Below are 15,518 nucleotides of genomic sequence, written 5' to 3' on the forward strand. Positions count from 1 at the left end.
CCGTCACTGGTTGATGACGAACACCTTGCGGATCTTCTCGTGCACGGTCCAGGTCATCTTCTCGCCGGGCTGACAGATGAAGAGGTCACCCTGGCCGACCTCGACCGTCTGCCCGGATTCAACCGTGACCGTAGCGCGACCCTGCAGGATCACGACGGTTTCCTGGCCCTGGTAGCCGTTGTGCACACCGGGTTCGGCTTCCCACACGCCGTGCTTCTGGCCATCCGCGGTGTACAGCACCGCCGAGCGCGCCGGCGGGTTGCCGGGCTTCTCACTCTCGGTCAGTTCCACGGTCAACGGGTCGTAACGCTTGATCACAGTGCCATCCTCATTCTTCGTAGGGTTGTTGTTACAGATCCGGCGTGCCGAGCTGCCGGAAACTGGATCGGAAAAACACCAGCGGCTCGGACCGCTCGTCTTGTGCCAGTTGCATACTCAGTACATCGGCGGTGATGATCACGTGGTCTCCACCGTCGAAGGTGTCCGCCACCTGCGCCTCGATCCAGGTATGCGAACCCTCGATCAACGGGACCCCGGTTTCCGTGCCCGGCGCCCAACGCATCTCGGCGAACTTGTCCGTGCCCGACTTGGCGAAGGTCAGCGCCACCGCCTGTTGATCTGCCGCCATCACGTTGACCGCGAACTTCCCGGTCGCCGCGATCAGCGGCCAACTGGTCGACTTCCGATCCACCGACAGCAGGATCATCGGCGGGTCGAGTGACAGGGACATGAAGGACTGAACCGTCAGACCGACAGGCGTACCGTCGGCCAGGCCACTGACCACCACCACGCCCGTCGGGAAGTTGCCCATCACCGTGCGGTAATCCGCACTCTGTTCTGTCCTCACGGGCATCTCGCTCCCCAATCTTCGAAGAACTCTTCACATTGCCGAGTTTCTACATATGATGAAACTACGTACTTGCGGGTTACGTCAACCCGTAGCGAACGCTGGACCGGAAGGCGGACCATGAACACGAAACTGCTTGCTGCAGAACTGGATGAGCCGACACCAGTATCCGAACTGGGCGCCGAACGGGTCCGCCGGGCATGCAGCGCGATGACCGCCGGCGAGCCGGTCGTGCTGTCCGACGGCACGGAATCCTCGCTGGTGCTGCTGAGCTCGGCGGCGACCCCGGCCGGGGTGTCCCGGCTGATCAAGGCGGGCTCGGGCCTGCTCTTCGTCGCCGTAGAACAAGATCGGCTGCGCCAGTTGCGCATTCCTCCGATGGCCGCCGACCACCATTCGTCGAGCAGTCGTTTCCATGTCGCGGTGGACGCCGCAGTCGGGATCGGAACCGGAATCTCGGCAACCGACCGCGCACGCACCGTTCGCCTGATCAGCGATCCCGCTTGTGGCATAGACGATTTCGTCCGTCCCGGGCACGTGATCCCGGTAGCCGCCGACATGACTCCACCGCATGCACCCGGCACCGCCGAACTGGCACTCGCGCTGGCCCGCCTGGCCGCCGATTCTGTGCCCACCGCGACATACTGCGCACTGACTTCCGAAGGCGATCCCAGCTCGGTGGCCGGGCCCGAGGAGGGCGCTGCGATCGCCCGGCAGAACGGGCTCGCATACGTCCTGCGTGAGGATGTGCTGGCCGCGTTCTACCGGGCGCGGTAGCGGCGGACCTCAGTCGTTCGGGATCTTGAAGGGGCCCATGGCACCGGCATCGACCACCATGGCGGTGCCGGTGACATAGCGGCTGACATCGGACGCCAGGTACAGCACGGCGTTGCTGATGTCCTCGGGCTGCACGAACGGGATCGGCAGCGCATTCATGCCCTTCAGCGCGGGGATCGAATCCTCCTGCGTGGCATCGGGTTTACCGCCCGAGAAGAGTGTGTTGTAAGCATCGTTGTTGATCATCAGGGTGTCGACGTTGGTCGGGTTCACCGAGTTGACCCGGATCCAGTGCGGGGCGAGCTCGCCGGCCAGGGTGCGCATCAGCCCGTTGGCGCCGTGCTTGGACGCGGCGTAGTGACCGACGTTGAGCTCGGCGACCAGCCCGGAGATCGAACTGATGATGATGACCGATCCGCCCTGGTTCTGCTCGATCAGATGCGGCACCGTCGCCTTGACGGTCTTCCAGACACCGGTGAGGTTGGTGTCCAGCTGATCCTGGAACTGCTCCTCCGAGATCTCCCACATCGGGGCGATGTCGTTGACCGTCCCGGCATTGGCAACCACGACATCGAGTCGCCCCAGTTCCTTGACACCCTGATCGACAAAGGTTTTCAGGCCTCCGAGATCGCGGACATCGACCCGCCCGGCAACGATGCGACGACCGGTCTCGCGCACCAACCGCACCGTCTCGTCCAGATCGGCCGGCGTGGACATCGGATACGGCACGGTATCGATCTGCTTGCAGATGTCGATGGCCAGGATGTCCGCACCCTGTTCGGCCAGCTTGATCGCGTGCGAGCGGCCCTGCCCGCGGGCGGCGCCGGTGACGAACGCGACCTTTCCGGTCAGGTCCAACGGGTTGCTCATGTCACTCCTACCTGCTTTTTCCCACATTTGTAGGAATTGAGTGCACGGTACGGATGCGCGCCGCCGCTGTCAATGGCTTCCCGAGAAGTTGCAATCCTGCTGTTGGCCAACAGTATTACGTTCATGTGAACCGGCGCCTGCCGCTTCGGCGCCTCGTTGACACTCGCGCCTATTCGTGGTTATTGTCGGCTGGATCACACTTTCTACATATGTCCACATTCGGGTCGCGGCGCCAGCCATCCGCTGGCAGCATTCCCGGATATCCGAAGCGGGCGGTCACCGACAGACCGTGGCGCACTGGACATCACAGAGATAAGGAACACTCAGCATGACGACTCCTCGCCGACTTGTCGGACGCATCGCACTGATCACCGGTGGCAGCAACGGCCAGGGCGCCGCCCACACCCGCCGGCTCGCCCAGGAAGGTGCCATCGTCTACTTCTCCGACGTCGACACCAAGACCGGCTCCGCACTGGAGGCGGCGCTGCGCGCAGAGGGCCTCGACGTGCATTTCCGCAAGCAGGACGTCAGCAGCTTCGCGCACTGGCAGGAGATCGTCTCCGAGATCGACGCTGATCACGGGCGGCTGGACATCCTGGTCAACAACGCCGGTATCGCGGATCTCTACGACGCCGAGCAGGCCACCGAAGAGTCCTGGCAGCGGATGATCGACATCAACCAGAAGAGCATCTGGCTTTCCTTCAAGGCCACCGTCCCGCTGCTGCGCAAGAGTGACCACGCGTCGGTGATCAACACCTCCAGCATCTTCGGCCTCGTCGGCGCCGACGGCTACATCGCCTACGTCGCGTCCAAGGGCGCGGTGACCCTGATGACCAAGTCCACCGCGATCACGTATGGCCGAGAAGGCATCCGTGTCAACAGCATTCACCCCGGCTACATCGCGACCCCGATGCTCGAAGAGGAGCTCGCGGGACTGCCCGAGGGATCAGAAGAGAAGATCCTCGAATCGATCCCGCTGGGCCGCTTCTCCCGCGCCGACGAGATCTCCGGCGCGGTCGCCTTCCTGGCGTCCGACGACGCCTCTTACATCACCGGCGCCGAACTGCTGATCGACGGCGGACATCTGGCCGGTCGCTGAGCTCTCAGGTTCTTCCGCCACACTACTTCTGATTTGAGAGGGTGATTCACCTTGGAACTCGTTGGACAGATCATCGTATGGATCATGATGGGATTCATGGTGCTCGGCGCGGGCGCCTACATCGTGCGTCCGGAGTCCCCGCTTGCGGGCGAATTCCGGGACGGCATCTACACCATCGGCCAGATCTTCATCCCGGTGGCCGGCATGATGGGCATCATTCCGCTGCTGGTGCCGATGATCGACAAGTTCATCGGCCCCATCTACGAGTGGCTGCATTCAGACCCGGCGATCGCCGTCAGCACCTTCCTGCCCAGCGATCAGGGCGCCTACGCGCTGTCGCTGGAGGTCACCAACAGCCACGCGGCCTGGATCCTGGCTTTCACCGTCAGCCTGACCGCCGGCGCGGTGATCGCCTTCTCCATCCCGGTCGGTCTGGCCATGCTGGACAAGAAGGATCACAAGTACATGGCGCTGGGCACCATGTGCGGTCTGCTGGCCATCCCGTTCACCTCGCTGACCATGGCGCTGCTGCTGATGCAGAGCGGTGTGCTGCTGCGTGAGGGCATCGACACCTCTGGCCCGGGCACCAAGCCGTTCGACCTCTCCTTCGGAGAGGTGCTCCTCAACCTGATTCCGCTGGTCATCATCATGGTGGCGATGGCCCTGGCACTGAAGTTCTTCACCGACTTCATGGTCAAGGCGTTCCTGGTGTTCGGCAAGGTCATCCTGATCGTCACCACCGTCTCGATGACGGCCAACGTGGTCGAGTACTTCACCGGCGTGTTCACCATGATCTTCGGTTCATTCCCGCTGGCACCGTTCATCGCCGACGCCGAGGATCAGTTCCGGGCGCTCGAGGTCGTGGGCTACATCGGCGTCATGCTGGCCGGTGCCTTCCCGATGGTTTACGCGATCCGCACGGGTCTGGCCAAGCCGCTGCAGGCGGTCGGCGACCGGTTCGGGGTCTCCGAGGCCGGCATGACCGGTTTCCTGGCCGGCGCGACGAACGTCCTCGCGCTGTTCCGGGTGGTGCCCTTGATGCCGCCGCGGGACCGGGTGCTGACCATCGCCTTCTCGGTGTGTGCGGCCTTCGCCATCGGCGACTACCTGGCATTCACTGCCAACTTCCAGCCGAACATGATCGTCCCGATGATCATCGGCAAGCTCGCCGGTGGCGCCATTGCGGTGGCCATCGCGATCTGGCTGGCGGTGCCCTACCTGAAGCGGTTCGAGCAGGAGGAAGCCGACGAGAACGAGACGGACAAGGACAAGGACGGGGACCCGGTCCTCGCCTGACGTCCCATCTGATCAATCTTCGGGTCGGTGCACCCTCTTCCGGACACACCGGAGGAAGTGCACCGACCCGAAGACGTTCAGCCGCCGCGACCCGAGTTCGGCCACCTCGAAGCCGTGGTTTCGCGCCATATCGGCCAATCTCTGCGCCTGCACATCGGCGATGTGCAGGCGCCCTTCCGGTTTGAGCACCCGAAACGACTCGGTGAGCGCGGCTTCCCGGGCATCGGGATCGAGGTGGTGCAGCGTCAACGACGACACCGGATACCTGACCACCATGATGCGTCGCCATACCGGACGCACCGTGCAGCAATGGATTCTTGAGCGACGGATGGCAGAGGCCCGTCGGTGGCGGCTCAGAACAGCGTGAACTGGTCGCCGTCGCCGGTGGTGTCGACGAACTCTTCGATGTCGGTGCCACCGACCACATGCTCGATCAGCGCCATGAACTCGGCATCGCCGACCAGCGGGATACCGTGCTCAACGGCCTGGTATCCCTTGCCCTGGTCGGGCGTGGCCTCGTTGCAGATCACCAGCGAGGTCTGCTGGTCCACCGTCTCGGCGTAGCCCAGCCCGGCGTGCAGGATCCGCTCAATCACCTCTTCATGGGTGCGTGTCATCTCGGCCGACAACGCCACCCGCATGCCCTGCACCAGCGGTTGCCCCGGGATGTAGAGGCCCGGGTTCTGGTACTCGCACGGCAGCCGCGCCGCCAGCACCTTCAGCGGCCGCAACTCCTCGTGGGTCACCCGGCCGTTGGGCCATACCCGGCGACTGACCGACCGGATCGGCAACCACGACTTGCGCTCGCGGGCCGCGACCAGCGCGGGCTTGAGGATCTGGGTGAGCACCAGGGCGTCGTCCAGGGCGTCGTGCGGGCGCAGTTGCGTGGCGCCGTAGTGCCGGGCCAGCGTCTCCAGACGCAGGTTCTCCGTGCCCAGGTCCAGCCTGCGGGCGAGCTCCACCGTGCACATGACGGTGTCGACGGGCAGCTGCGAGTCCACCAGCTCGGCCTCGGCGGCCAGGAACGCGTAATCGAACGCCACATTGTGGGCGACCAGCGTCCGCCCGTGCAGGACCTCCATGAGCTGCGGCGCGATATCCCCGAAGGTCGGCTGGCCGTCCAGCATCTCGGCGGTCAGGCCGTGCACATGCGTGGGGCCCGGATCCACCCCCGGATTGAGCAGGGAGGACACGCTCTGCTCGATGCTGCCGTCGTCACTGACTGCCAGCGCCGCGACACTCACGACCCGCGCCTGGCCCGGCCGGAAACCCGTCGTCTCCACATCGACGACGGCCCATCCGGTGCCCGCCTCGGCCGACGGACGGCCCCAGCACTGGCTCATACCCCGAGGATGGCACGGGGGTCTGACAACACCGAATCGCACCGCCGCGTGTCGGGCACCTAATATTCGCAGGATGGGCACGACCGGCGGGCAGAAGCGCAGCGACCCGGGGAACGATCCCGGCGGGCTGGGGGTACCTCCCGCTCGCGGGGGGGAGCGCAGCGACCCGGGGAATGATCCCGGCAACCGAGGGCTGACTCTGCGAGGTCGCCTTGCGCTGGGTGCCGGCGCGGCCGCACGCTGGGCCTCCCGCGTCACCGGACGTGGCGCCGGCGCGATGATCGGCGGCCTGGTCGCGATGACGATCGACAAGTCCGTCCTCGGCCAGCTCGGCTCCGGCCGCCGGACGGTGGTGGTGACCGGCACCAACGGCAAGTCCACCACCACCCGGATGATTGCCGCGGCGTTGCAGACCCTCGGCCCGGTGGCCAGCAACAGCGAGGGCGCCAATATGGACGCCGGTCTGGTGGCCGCACTGGCCGCAGCCCGCAACGCCGATCTGGCCGCTCTGGAAGTCGACGAGATGCACGTGCCGCACGTCAGCGACGCGGTGTCACCGTCGGTGATCGTGCTGCTCAACCTGTCCCGCGATCAGCTCGACCGGGTCGGTGAGATCAATCACATCGAACGCACGCTGCGTGCGGGGCTGGCCCGGCACCCCGGCGCCGTGGTGATCGCCAACTGTGACGACGTGCTGGTGACCTCGGCCGCCTACGACTGCCCCAACGTGGTCTGGGTGGCCGCCGGCGGCAGCTGGGCCGGCGATTCGGTGAGCTGCCCGCGATCCGGTGAGATCATCGTCCGGGACGGGAGTCACTGGTATTCCACCGGAAGCGATTTCAAACGCCCCACTCCCCAGTGGACCTACGACGAGTCCGAGATCCATGGCCCGGAAGGCTTTTCGGCACCGATGACGCTCGCGCTGCCGGGCGCGGTCAACCGCGGCAACGCCACCCAGGCGGTTGCCGCCGCGGTCGCACTCGGCGCCGACCCGGTCGCGGCGGTCGCCGCGGTGTCGACCGTCGACGAGGTCGCGGGCCGGTACCGCACCGTCCAGGTCGGCGACCACACCGCCCGGCTGCTGCTGGCCAAGAACCCGGCCGGCTGGCAGGAAGCACTGTCGATGATCGACAAAGACGCTGCAGGAGTGGTGATTTCGGTCAACGGCCAGGTTCCCGACGGTGAGGATCTGTCCTGGTTGTGGGATGTGCGATTCGAGCATTTCGAACGGACCCAGGTGGTGGCCGCCGGTGAACGCGGAACCGATCTGGCGGTGCGCCTCGGGTACGCCGGGGTGGAGCACACCCTGGTGCACGACACCGTCGCCGCCATCGCCTCCTGCCCGCCGGGCCATGTCGAGGTGATCGCGAACTACACCGCGTTCCTGCAACTGAACAGGCGAGTCTCGTGACGGTTCGGATCGGGTTGGTACTGCCCGACGTGATGGGCACCTACGGCGACAGCGGCAATGCGGTGGTCTTGCGACAACGGCTGCGGTTGCGCGGAATCGACGCCGAGATCGTCGAGATCACGCTGTCCGATCCGGTGCCCGACTCCTTGGACATCTACACCCTCGGCGGCGCCGAGGACTATGCGCAGCGGCTGGCCACCAAGCACCTCATCCGGTACCCCGGCCTGCAGCGTGCGGCCGTGCGCGGCGCACCGGTGCTGGCCATCTGCGCCGCCATCCAGGTGCTCGGCCACTGGTACGAGACGTCGGCCGGAGAACGCGTCGACGGTGTCGGCCTGCTCGATGTCACGACCTCACCGCAGGACACCCGCACCATCGGCGAGGTGTCCTCCAAGCCGCTTTTGGCCGGGCTGTCCCAGCCGCTCACCGGATTCGAGAATCACCGCGGCGGAACGGTTCTCGGCACCGATGCGGCTCCCCTGGGCGCGGTCACCAAGGGTGCGGGTAACCGCGCCGGAGACGGCTACGACGGCGCGGTGCAGGGCAGTGTGGTGGCCACCTATCTGCACGGGCCGTGCCTGGCCCGTAACCCGGAACTGGCCGATCATCTGCTGTCCCAGGTGGTCGGTGACCTACCGCCGCTGGAACTGCCCGAGGTGAACCTGCTGCGCACCGAGCGGTTGGCCGCCCCGCGGCGGGTCTAGGGTCGGCACACCCAGGCCCTTTCCCGCCGCGACCCCTACGCCACTTCCCGCCCAAACGAACAAATGGGCAGGAAAGTACGAGAGTCCCACACCTTTTCGTCAATCTCGGTGCCGCCGCGGCGGCCAAAGGCCTCCCCGACGCGTTCCAGGATCTCCGACTTCGTATCCTCCGCGATGACCCGAATCACCTCGTAGCCACGCTGATGAATTTTCGGCAACCGTTTGTGGTCCGTGACGTACTGCGGTCGAGAAGTCCGATGCTGATCGCCGTCATACTCGACGCCCAGCCCGATCTCCCGCCACCCCATGTCCAGATAGGCGAACACCCGGCCGTACTCGTCGAACACCGGGATCTGCGTCTCGGGTATCGGAAACCCGTTGTCTATCAACAATAGTCGCAACCAGCTCTCCTTCAGCGATGCCGCCCCGGGGTCGACCAGCGGAAGGAGTTCGCGCAGTTGCCGCACGCCCCGCACGGGTCCGTAGCGCTGCATCAGCGTGGTCACTTCGGCACGGTCGAACGGGGCAGCGCGCATCAGCGCATCGAGGCGGCCGATCGCCTTGGACCGCGTTTGATAGCGGCCCAGATCGAATGCAGTACGCGCCAGGGTGGTCACCGGGATCCCGTCGATCAGCGTCGTCTCGTCCGGGCCGATCCGGTCCATCCGCACCATCAGACCGGGCTGGCGCCGGCGCTGGGCGGTGAGGATCTCGATCGGTTCGGTGTCGTCGACCCAGTCGGCCCCATGCAGCGCGGACGCCGCGACTCCGGTGATCACCCCGGTGCGCCCGGAGGTCAGCCAGGCCGCCCGCGCCCGGTCGGACAGCGTCGGGATCGCGTTCTTCGGTGCCCATACGCCACGGAACAGCGGGCGGTACCAACGGCGCAAATCTTGGCGGGGCATCCCCTCTCCAAGGGCTTCTCTGCCCAGAAATATTTCGGTCATGTCGGCATGCTCGTCCGCAGGTCCGACAGGCCGTGTCCAGGTTGACGAAATGGTGGGATCTACTCACACTTTCCCGCCCGTTTGTTCGTTTGGGCGAGAAAAACTCAGACCATGGCGCGGCGGCCGGCGAGGGCACGGCCCAGCGTCAGCTCGTCGGCGAACTCCAGGTCACCGCCCATCGGTAGACCCGAGGCGATCCGGCTGACCGTCAGGCCCGGGATGTCGCGCAGCATCCGCATCAGGTACGTCGCGGTCGCCTCACCCTCGGTGTTGGGGTCGGTGGCGATGATGACCTCGGCGACGTCCACACCGTCGACCCGCTCCCCGATCCGGTTGAGCAGTTCACGGATGCGCAGCTGGTCCGGTCCCACCCCGGACAGCGGATCCAGCGCCCCACCCAGCACGTGGTAGCGCCCGCGGAACTCGCGGGTGCGTTCCACCGCCTGGATGTCCTTGGGCTCCTCGACGACACACACCAACGAGGCGTCCCGGCGCGGGTCATTGCAGATTCGGCAGCGTTCCTCGTCGGAGACGTTGCCGCACACCGCACAGAAGGTGACGCCGTCGCGGATCCGGCCGAGCACCGCGGTGAGCCGGTCGATGTCGGGCGGTTCCACCGACAACAGGTGAAACGCGATGCGCTGGGCGCTCTTGGGCCCGATACCCGGCAGCTTGCCGAGCTCATCGATCAGGTCCTGAACCGGTCCCTCAAACATTGCGGTACAAGTCAGCTACCCCGGAAGCCCGAAATCGCCCATCCCGCCGGCCAGCGGGCCGAGCCGGGTCTGGGCCAGGATGGTGACCTGCTTGGCGGCGTCGGCGAGCGCGCCGACGATGAGATCCTGCAGCGTCTCCGGATCGGAGGGATCGATCACCTTGGGGTCGATGGCCACCGCGATGACCTCACCGCTGCCCTTCATGGTGACCTGCACCAGGCCGCCGCCGCCCTGGCCGTGCACCTCGGCGTTGGCCAGCGCCTCCTGCGCCTCCATCAGTTGCTGCTGGACCTGTTGTGCCTGCGCGAGCAGCGCAGACATATCGGGCTGACCACCGGGTTGCATGACTGTCCCCTCTTGATTGCGACCTGGTCTCGACTTCATTCCACTCGCGAGCCCGAGGCGGTTTGCCCTTCAACATTAGCCGCCGCCGCGACTACCGTGGCGGCGTGCACGTCCCCACCTGTTTGCGTGTCGGCGCCATCGCCGCAGCGACCATGCTCGCCGCCGCCGGCCTGTCCTCCTCCGCCGTTCCGCCTGCCGCTGCCGCACCGAGTGCGATCGCCGGAAAGATCGTGTTCCTCGACCCCGGCCACAACGGCGCCAACGACGCATCCATCAGCCGCCAGGTTCCCACCGGCCGGGGCGGCACCAAGGACTGCCAGGCCAGCGGCACCACCACGAACTCCGGGTATCCGGAGCACACCTTCAACTGGGATGTCACGCTGCGTGTCCGCGCGATTCTGGACGCCAACGGGGTGCGCACGGCGATGTCACGCGGCAACGACGACGCCGTCGGCCCATGCGTCGACGAGCGGGCGGCGATGGCCAACGCGCTACGGCCCAACGCCATCGTGAGCATCCACGCCGACGGCGGGCCGGCCACCGGCCGCGGGTTCCACGTGCTGTACTCGTCGCCGCCGCTGAACACCGTCCAGGCCGGTCCGTCGGTGCAGTTCGCCCAGATCATGCGCGATCAGCTGCAGGGATCGGGGATCCCACCGGCCACCTACATCGGCTCGAACGGCCTGAACCCGCGCTCGGATATCGCCGGGCTCAACCATGCCCAGTTCCCGTCGATCCTGGTCGAGCTGGGCAACATGAAGAACCCGGCCGACTCCGCCCTGATCGAGTCGGAGGCCGGCCGGCAGAAGTACGCCGAGGCGGTGGCGCGTGGAATCGCCACCTGGTTGGCCAACAGCTAGCCTTCGAGTTCCTTCTTGAGGTTGCCCAGCACCTCGTCCTGAATCTTGCGCAGACCCAACGGCGCGAACGTCTTCTCGAAGAAGCCCTTGACGCCGCCGGCGCCGGTCCAGGAGGTCTTGACGGTGACCGTGGAGCCGGTGCCCGCGGGCGCGACCGTCCAGTTGGTCACCAGCGAGGAGTTGGCGTCCTTCTCGATCACGGTCTTGCCCGCGACGTCGACGGCGGCCTTCACGTCGCGAGACCGCGACTTGGTGGCCTGCAGCTTCCAGGTCACCACGGTGCCGGCGCCCTGACCACCCTCGAGCACGGAGTAATTGCTGTAGTGCGAGGAGAGAATCTTCGGCCGCACCGTCTGGTAATCGGCGACCGCGGCGAGCACAGCTTCCGGCGCGGCATCTATCAACACAGTGCTGGAAGCGCTGACCTGTCCCATGAGTGCAAAACTCCTGTCATCACGTATCGGTTCGGTCGCGTCGTCGGCGACCGAGGACTAGCGTATATGTGTGTCTGTTCTTGCAACCGACGCGCAAGCTGTACACGGGGAGGGCGTGCAGCGTCTACTGGCGAGTTATCGCGCCATCCCCGCGACAGCGACTGTGCGACTGAGCAAACCCACGTCGAATCTGTTCCGGACGCGGGAGCGCAACACTGCGCCGGGTCTGGACACCTCCGGACTGACCGGCGTCATCGCGGTGGATCCGGTGGCGCGCACCGCCGATGTCTCGGGCATGTGCACCTACGAGGATCTGGTCGCCGCGACGCTGCCCTACGGCCTGTCCCCATTGGTGGTTCCGCAACTCAAGACGATCACTCTCGGCGGCGCAGTGACCGGACTGGGCATCGAGTCCGCGTCGTTCCGTAACGGGCTGCCGCACGAATCGGTGCTCGAGCTCGACATTCTCACCGGCGCCGGTGAACTCGTCACCGCCGGCAGAGACGAACACCCGGATCTGTATCGCGCCTTCCCGAACTCCTACGGCACGCTCGGCTACTCGGTGCGGCTGCGTATCGAGCTGGAGCCGGTGCTGCCGTTCGTCGCGCTGCGCCACCTGCGCTTCCATTCGATCGACGAGATGGTCGCGGCGATGGACCGCATCATCGAGACCCGCGGGTACCAGGGTGTGCCGGTGCACTACCTGGACGGGGTGGTGTTCAGCGCCGAGGAAAGCTATCTCTGCCTGGGTATCCAGACCGACACAGCCGGCCCGGTGAGCGATTACACCGGCCAGGACATCTACTACCGGTCCATCCAGCATGCCGATGGTGAACGCCACGACCGCCTCACCATCGCCGACTACCTGTGGCGGTGGGATACCGACTGGTTCTGGTGTTCAAGGGCGTTCGGCGCGCAGCACCCCACGCTGCGGCGGGTGTGGCCGCGACGCTACCGACGCAGCAGCTTCTACTGGAAGCTCATCGGCTACGACCAGCGCTTCGACATCGCCGACCGGATCGAGAAGCGCCGTGGCCGCCCGGCCCGGGAGCGAGTGGTGCAGGATGTCGAGGTACCGCTGCAGAACTGCGCCGGATTCCTGAACTGGTTCTTGGACAACGTTGCCATCGAACCGATCTGGATCTGCCCGTTGCGGCTGCGTGAGACCGACGCGCAATGGCCGCTGTATCCGTTGCAACCGCACCGCACCTACGTGAACATCGGGTTCTGGTCCTCGGTGCCGGTCGGCCCCACCCCCGGGCACACCAATCGCCTCATCGAGGCCAAGGTGTCCGAACTCGGCGGGCACAAGTCGCTGTACTCGGAATCCTTCTACAGCGCCGAGGAATTCGATGCGCTCTACGGCGGTGACACCTACACGTCCGTGAAAAAGACCTACGACCCCGACTCGCGACTGCTCAACCTCTACGACAAGGCGGTGCGCAGGAAATGACGACCTTCAAAGACCGCGCGGATCAGCATCGGATGAACCTCGCCGAGATTCTGGAACTGTTTGCCTCAAGCAAACTTCCGTTGAGGTTCTCCGCCTATGACGGCAGCACCTCGGGCCCGCCGGACGCCGCGGTGGGTCTGGATCTCAAGACACCCCGTGGCACCACCTACCTGGCGACCGCCCCGGGCGAGCTGGGCCTGGCCCGCGCCTATGTGTCCGGTGACATAGAACCGTTGGGGGTGCACCCCGGCGACCCGTATGACCTGCTGCGGGCACTGGCCGACCGGATGAAGATCAAGCGTCCACCCGCACGGGTGCTGGCGTCGATCATCTCCTCTATCGGGATCGAGCACCTGGTGCCGATCCCACCACCTCCGCAAGAGGCGCTACCGCGCTGGCGACGGGTCGCAGAAGGACTGCGGCACAGCAAGACCCGCGACGCCGAGGCGATTCATCACCACTACGACGTGTCGAACGCGTTCTACGCGAGGGTGCTCGGCCCGTCGATGACCTACACCTGTGCCTGCTATCCGGATGAGCAGACCACCCTGGAAGAGGCGCAGGACAACAAGTACCGGCTGGTGTTCGAGAAGCTGCGGTTACGGCCCGGCGACCGGCTGCTCGACGTCGGTTGCGGCTGGGGCTCCATGGTGCGCTACGCCGCCCGGCGCGGGGTCCGCGCGCTGGGCGTCACCCTGTCGGCCGAGCAGGCGGCGTGGGCACAGCGCGCGATCGCCGACGAAGGCCTGACGGATCTGGCGCAGGTGCGCCACGGCGACTATCGCGACGTCACCGAGTCCGGTTTCGACGCGGTGTCCTCGATCGGCCTGACCGAACACATCGGGGTGGCCAACTACCCGGCGTACTTCGCGTTCCTGCAGGCGAAATTGCGCGTCGGCGGCCTGCTGCTCAACCATTGCATCACCCGGCCGAACAACCGGGCCGGCGCAACGGCGAACTTCTTCATCGACCGTTACGTCTTCCCGGACGGCGAGCTGACCGGTTCCGGGCGCATCATCGCCGAGGCCCAGGATGTCGGCCTCGAGGTCCTGCACGAGGAGAACCTGCGCCGGCACTACGCATTGACGTTGCGCGACTGGGGCCGCAACCTGGTCGAGCACTGGGACGAGGCGGTCGCCGAGGTCGGGCTGCCCACGGCCAAGGTGTGGGGACTCTACATGGCCGGTTCGCGACTCGGTTTCGAATCGAATGTGGTTCAGCTGCACCAGGTTCTGGCGGTCAAGCTGAACGACCAGGGACACGACGGCGATCTGCCGATGCGGCCGTGGTGGACTCCGTAGGGTAGCCCGCGCACATCGCCCCACCGGCACGTTTCGCCTCGTACATGGCGGAGTCGGCATGCCGGACCACCGCGTCCACGGTGAAGTGCGGCTCCGACGGGGACATCGCCGCGATGCCGATGCTGACCGTGAACTCCACGTCGCCGAGCTGCACGCGGGTCAGCGCACGCACCCTGTCCACCAACTTCGGCAACGCGGCATCCCCGTCCAGCAGCGACACCAGGACCAGTTCGTCGCCGCCGATGCGCGCGGTGAACTCGTCCGGGCGGGCCACCTCCTGCAGTCTGGCGGCCAGTGCGACCAGCGCCGCGTCGCCTGCCGCATGCCCACCGGAATCGTTGAGTCGTTTGAAGCGGTCGATGTCACACACCGCCATCGCGACCGTCGCCTGCGGTCCCCGCGCCAACGCCTGTCCCACCGAGGCATACATGCCACGCCGGTTGCGCAGCCCGGTCAACGAATCGTAGTGCGCCGACCGCGCCGTCTTGACGATCGCCCGTCGGCCCATGTCGATCAACACCGACCCCACCAGCGGAACGATCACCACCCACACCAGCGCGGGCATGTAATAGATGAACAGTTCGAAACCGCTGCGCTCCCCGACCAGTACAGCCCGGGCAACGATGCCCGCGATCACCGCGGCGCCGAGCACACAGTGCACCAGCAGGACCCGCGCACCGAGCAGGAAACCGGCGAACACCCCGACGATGCCCATATAGGTCATGGCGGACAGTTGCGCCGCCGCGGTGGACAGGGTGCCGACCGTGCACACCAGGGCGATGTCGGCCCACACCACGAATGCGATCGCCTGGGTGTACGACGGCCACGGGCCGCGCATCCAGCGCCAGCCCACCGCGACGGCCGACGCCGCCACCAGGATGTGCAGGACCCGCACCGGGACACCGGTGGGCCCGGCCGGATGGAACTGCACGATGACGAGCAATCCCGCCATCCCGATACAGCTCACCCCGGTCACCATGACGAACAGCCGCATGAAGCGGCCATCGGTCAGCGCGCGGGTCGCGAACCGATACTCACGCGCACCCCAGGCTTCAGCAATCGGGTTGGTCACTGCCTACCTCTCGGAACCCTTGTCCCGAGCAAACAGCTTAGCC

Annotated in this window: 18 protein-coding genes; 8 read left to right on the forward strand and 10 right to left on the reverse strand. The window is 66.2% G+C overall.

Annotated features, from left to right (window positions below):
• Nucleotides 1-3 precede the first annotated feature (3 nt).
• Both K0O62_RS26860 and K0O62_RS26865 read right to left on the reverse strand, forming a co-directional pair.
• Complete coding sequence (locus K0O62_RS26860) at nt 4-318, reverse strand: cupin domain-containing protein (RefSeq protein WP_097933987.1); 315 nt, start codon at nt 316-318, stop codon at nt 4-6.
• Nucleotides 319-349: 31 nt separating this feature from the next.
• Complete coding sequence (locus K0O62_RS26865) at nt 350-847, reverse strand: flavin reductase family protein (protein WP_165637055.1); 498 nt, start codon at nt 845-847, stop codon at nt 350-352.
• A 120-nt stretch (nt 848-967) separates the two neighbouring features.
• On the opposite strand from K0O62_RS26865, the gene K0O62_RS26870 reads away from it, so the two are divergent.
• A complete protein-coding gene (locus K0O62_RS26870) occupies nt 968-1,624 on the forward strand; it encodes a 3,4-dihydroxy-2-butanone-4-phosphate synthase (protein ID WP_073859255.1) in 657 nt (218 codons plus the stop codon).
• A 9-nt stretch (nt 1,625-1,633) separates the two neighbouring features.
• Here the strand turns inward: K0O62_RS26870 and K0O62_RS26875 are convergent, their stop codons facing one another.
• A complete protein-coding gene (locus K0O62_RS26875) occupies nt 1,634-2,494 on the reverse strand; it encodes a mycofactocin-coupled SDR family oxidoreductase (RefSeq protein WP_073859254.1) in 861 nt (286 codons plus the stop codon).
• A gap of 328 nt (nt 2,495-2,822) precedes the next feature.
• Here K0O62_RS26875 and K0O62_RS26880 point away from each other — a divergent pair, with 328 nt between their 5' ends.
• Nucleotides 2,823-3,593 (forward strand): SDR family NAD(P)-dependent oxidoreductase, encoded by a 771-nt coding sequence (locus K0O62_RS26880; protein WP_073859253.1) that lies wholly within the window; start codon nt 2,823-2,825, stop codon nt 3,591-3,593.
• 51 nt (nt 3,594-3,644) lie between these two features.
• The gene (locus tag K0O62_RS26885; protein WP_073859252.1) at nt 3,645-4,889 is read left to right on the forward strand and encodes an ethanolamine utilization protein EutH; all 1,245 of its coding nucleotides are present in this window, start codon (nt 3,645-3,647) and stop codon (nt 4,887-4,889) included.
• A 12-nt stretch (nt 4,890-4,901) separates the two neighbouring features.
• On the opposite strand, the gene K0O62_RS26890 is transcribed toward K0O62_RS26885, so the two are convergent.
• Together K0O62_RS26890 and K0O62_RS26895 are read right to left on the reverse strand one after the other, a co-directional pair.
• Entirely contained in the window at nt 4,902-5,165 is a 264-nt protein-coding gene (locus tag K0O62_RS26890) for a class I SAM-dependent methyltransferase (RefSeq protein WP_097933989.1), read from the reverse strand.
• 77 nt (nt 5,166-5,242) lie between these two features.
• Nucleotides 5,243-6,232, reverse strand: coding sequence for a DEDDh family exonuclease (locus tag K0O62_RS26895; protein ID WP_073859251.1), 990 nt, complete (start codon nt 6,230-6,232; stop codon nt 5,243-5,245).
• 73 nt (nt 6,233-6,305) lie between these two features.
• Between K0O62_RS26895 and K0O62_RS26900 the strand changes: the two genes are divergently transcribed.
• Together K0O62_RS26900 and K0O62_RS26905 are read left to right on the forward strand one after the other, a co-directional pair.
• On the forward strand, nt 6,306-7,643 hold the full coding sequence (locus tag K0O62_RS26900; protein WP_083603735.1) for a Mur ligase family protein: 1,338 nt from the start codon (nt 6,306-6,308) through the stop codon (nt 7,641-7,643).
• Nucleotides 7,640-8,347, forward strand: coding sequence for a type 1 glutamine amidotransferase (locus tag K0O62_RS26905; RefSeq protein WP_073859250.1), 708 nt, complete (start codon nt 7,640-7,642; stop codon nt 8,345-8,347). The genes K0O62_RS26900 and K0O62_RS26905 overlap by 4 nt, the downstream gene beginning before the upstream one ends.
• Before the next feature lie 35 nt (nt 8,348-8,382).
• Here K0O62_RS26905 and K0O62_RS26910 read toward each other — a convergent pair whose 3' ends face one another.
• The 3 genes from K0O62_RS26910 to K0O62_RS26920 all read right to left on the reverse strand — a co-directional run bounded on the left by K0O62_RS26910 (nt 8,383) and on the right by K0O62_RS26920 (nt 10,355).
• Nucleotides 8,383-9,294: a type IV toxin-antitoxin system AbiEi family antitoxin gene (locus K0O62_RS26910; RefSeq protein WP_073859249.1), complete on the reverse strand. Its 912-nt coding sequence runs from the start codon at nt 9,292-9,294 to the stop codon at nt 8,383-8,385.
• Nucleotides 9,295-9,398: 104 nt separating this feature from the next.
• Nucleotides 9,399-10,010 (reverse strand): recombination mediator RecR, encoded by a 612-nt coding sequence (recR, locus tag K0O62_RS26915; RefSeq protein ID WP_073859248.1) that lies wholly within the window; start codon nt 10,008-10,010, stop codon nt 9,399-9,401.
• A gap of 15 nt (nt 10,011-10,025) precedes the next feature.
• The gene (locus tag K0O62_RS26920; protein WP_073859247.1) at nt 10,026-10,355 is read right to left on the reverse strand and encodes a YbaB/EbfC family nucleoid-associated protein; all 330 of its coding nucleotides are present in this window, start codon (nt 10,353-10,355) and stop codon (nt 10,026-10,028) included.
• A 152-nt stretch (nt 10,356-10,507) separates the two neighbouring features.
• Here K0O62_RS26920 and K0O62_RS26925 point away from each other — a divergent pair, with 152 nt between their 5' ends.
• Nucleotides 10,508-11,215, forward strand: a complete 708-nt coding sequence (locus K0O62_RS26925) for an Rv3717 family N-acetylmuramoyl-L-alanine amidase (protein ID WP_073859312.1) — start codon at nt 10,508-10,510, stop codon at nt 11,213-11,215.
• Here K0O62_RS26925 and K0O62_RS26930 read toward each other — a convergent pair.
• Complete coding sequence (locus K0O62_RS26930; RefSeq protein WP_073859246.1) at nt 11,212-11,649, reverse strand: SRPBCC family protein; 438 nt, start codon at nt 11,647-11,649, stop codon at nt 11,212-11,214. The two genes, K0O62_RS26925 and K0O62_RS26930, sit on opposite strands and share 4 nt — an antisense overlap.
• Before the next feature lie 70 nt (nt 11,650-11,719).
• Here K0O62_RS26930 and K0O62_RS26935 point away from each other — a divergent pair, with 70 nt between their 5' ends.
• Together K0O62_RS26935 and K0O62_RS26940 are read left to right on the forward strand one after the other, a co-directional pair.
• Complete coding sequence (locus K0O62_RS26935) at nt 11,720-13,102, forward strand: FAD-binding oxidoreductase (protein WP_073859245.1); 1,383 nt, start codon at nt 11,720-11,722, stop codon at nt 13,100-13,102.
• A complete protein-coding gene (locus K0O62_RS26940) occupies nt 13,099-14,403 on the forward strand; it encodes a class I SAM-dependent methyltransferase (RefSeq protein WP_073859244.1) in 1,305 nt (434 codons plus the stop codon). Before K0O62_RS26935 ends, K0O62_RS26940 begins: the two co-directional genes overlap by 4 nt.
• Here the strand turns inward: K0O62_RS26940 and K0O62_RS26945 are convergent.
• On the reverse strand, nt 14,342-15,475 hold the full coding sequence (locus K0O62_RS26945) for a diguanylate cyclase domain-containing protein (RefSeq protein ID WP_073859243.1): 1,134 nt from the start codon (nt 15,473-15,475) through the stop codon (nt 14,342-14,344). The genes K0O62_RS26940 and K0O62_RS26945 overlap by 62 nt on opposite strands.
• Between the last annotated feature and the right edge of the window lie 43 nt (nt 15,476-15,518).

This window comes from Mycolicibacterium diernhoferi (genome assembly GCF_019456655.1).
GTDB classification, from domain to species: domain Bacteria; phylum Actinomycetota; class Actinomycetes; order Mycobacteriales; family Mycobacteriaceae; genus Mycobacterium; species Mycobacterium diernhoferi.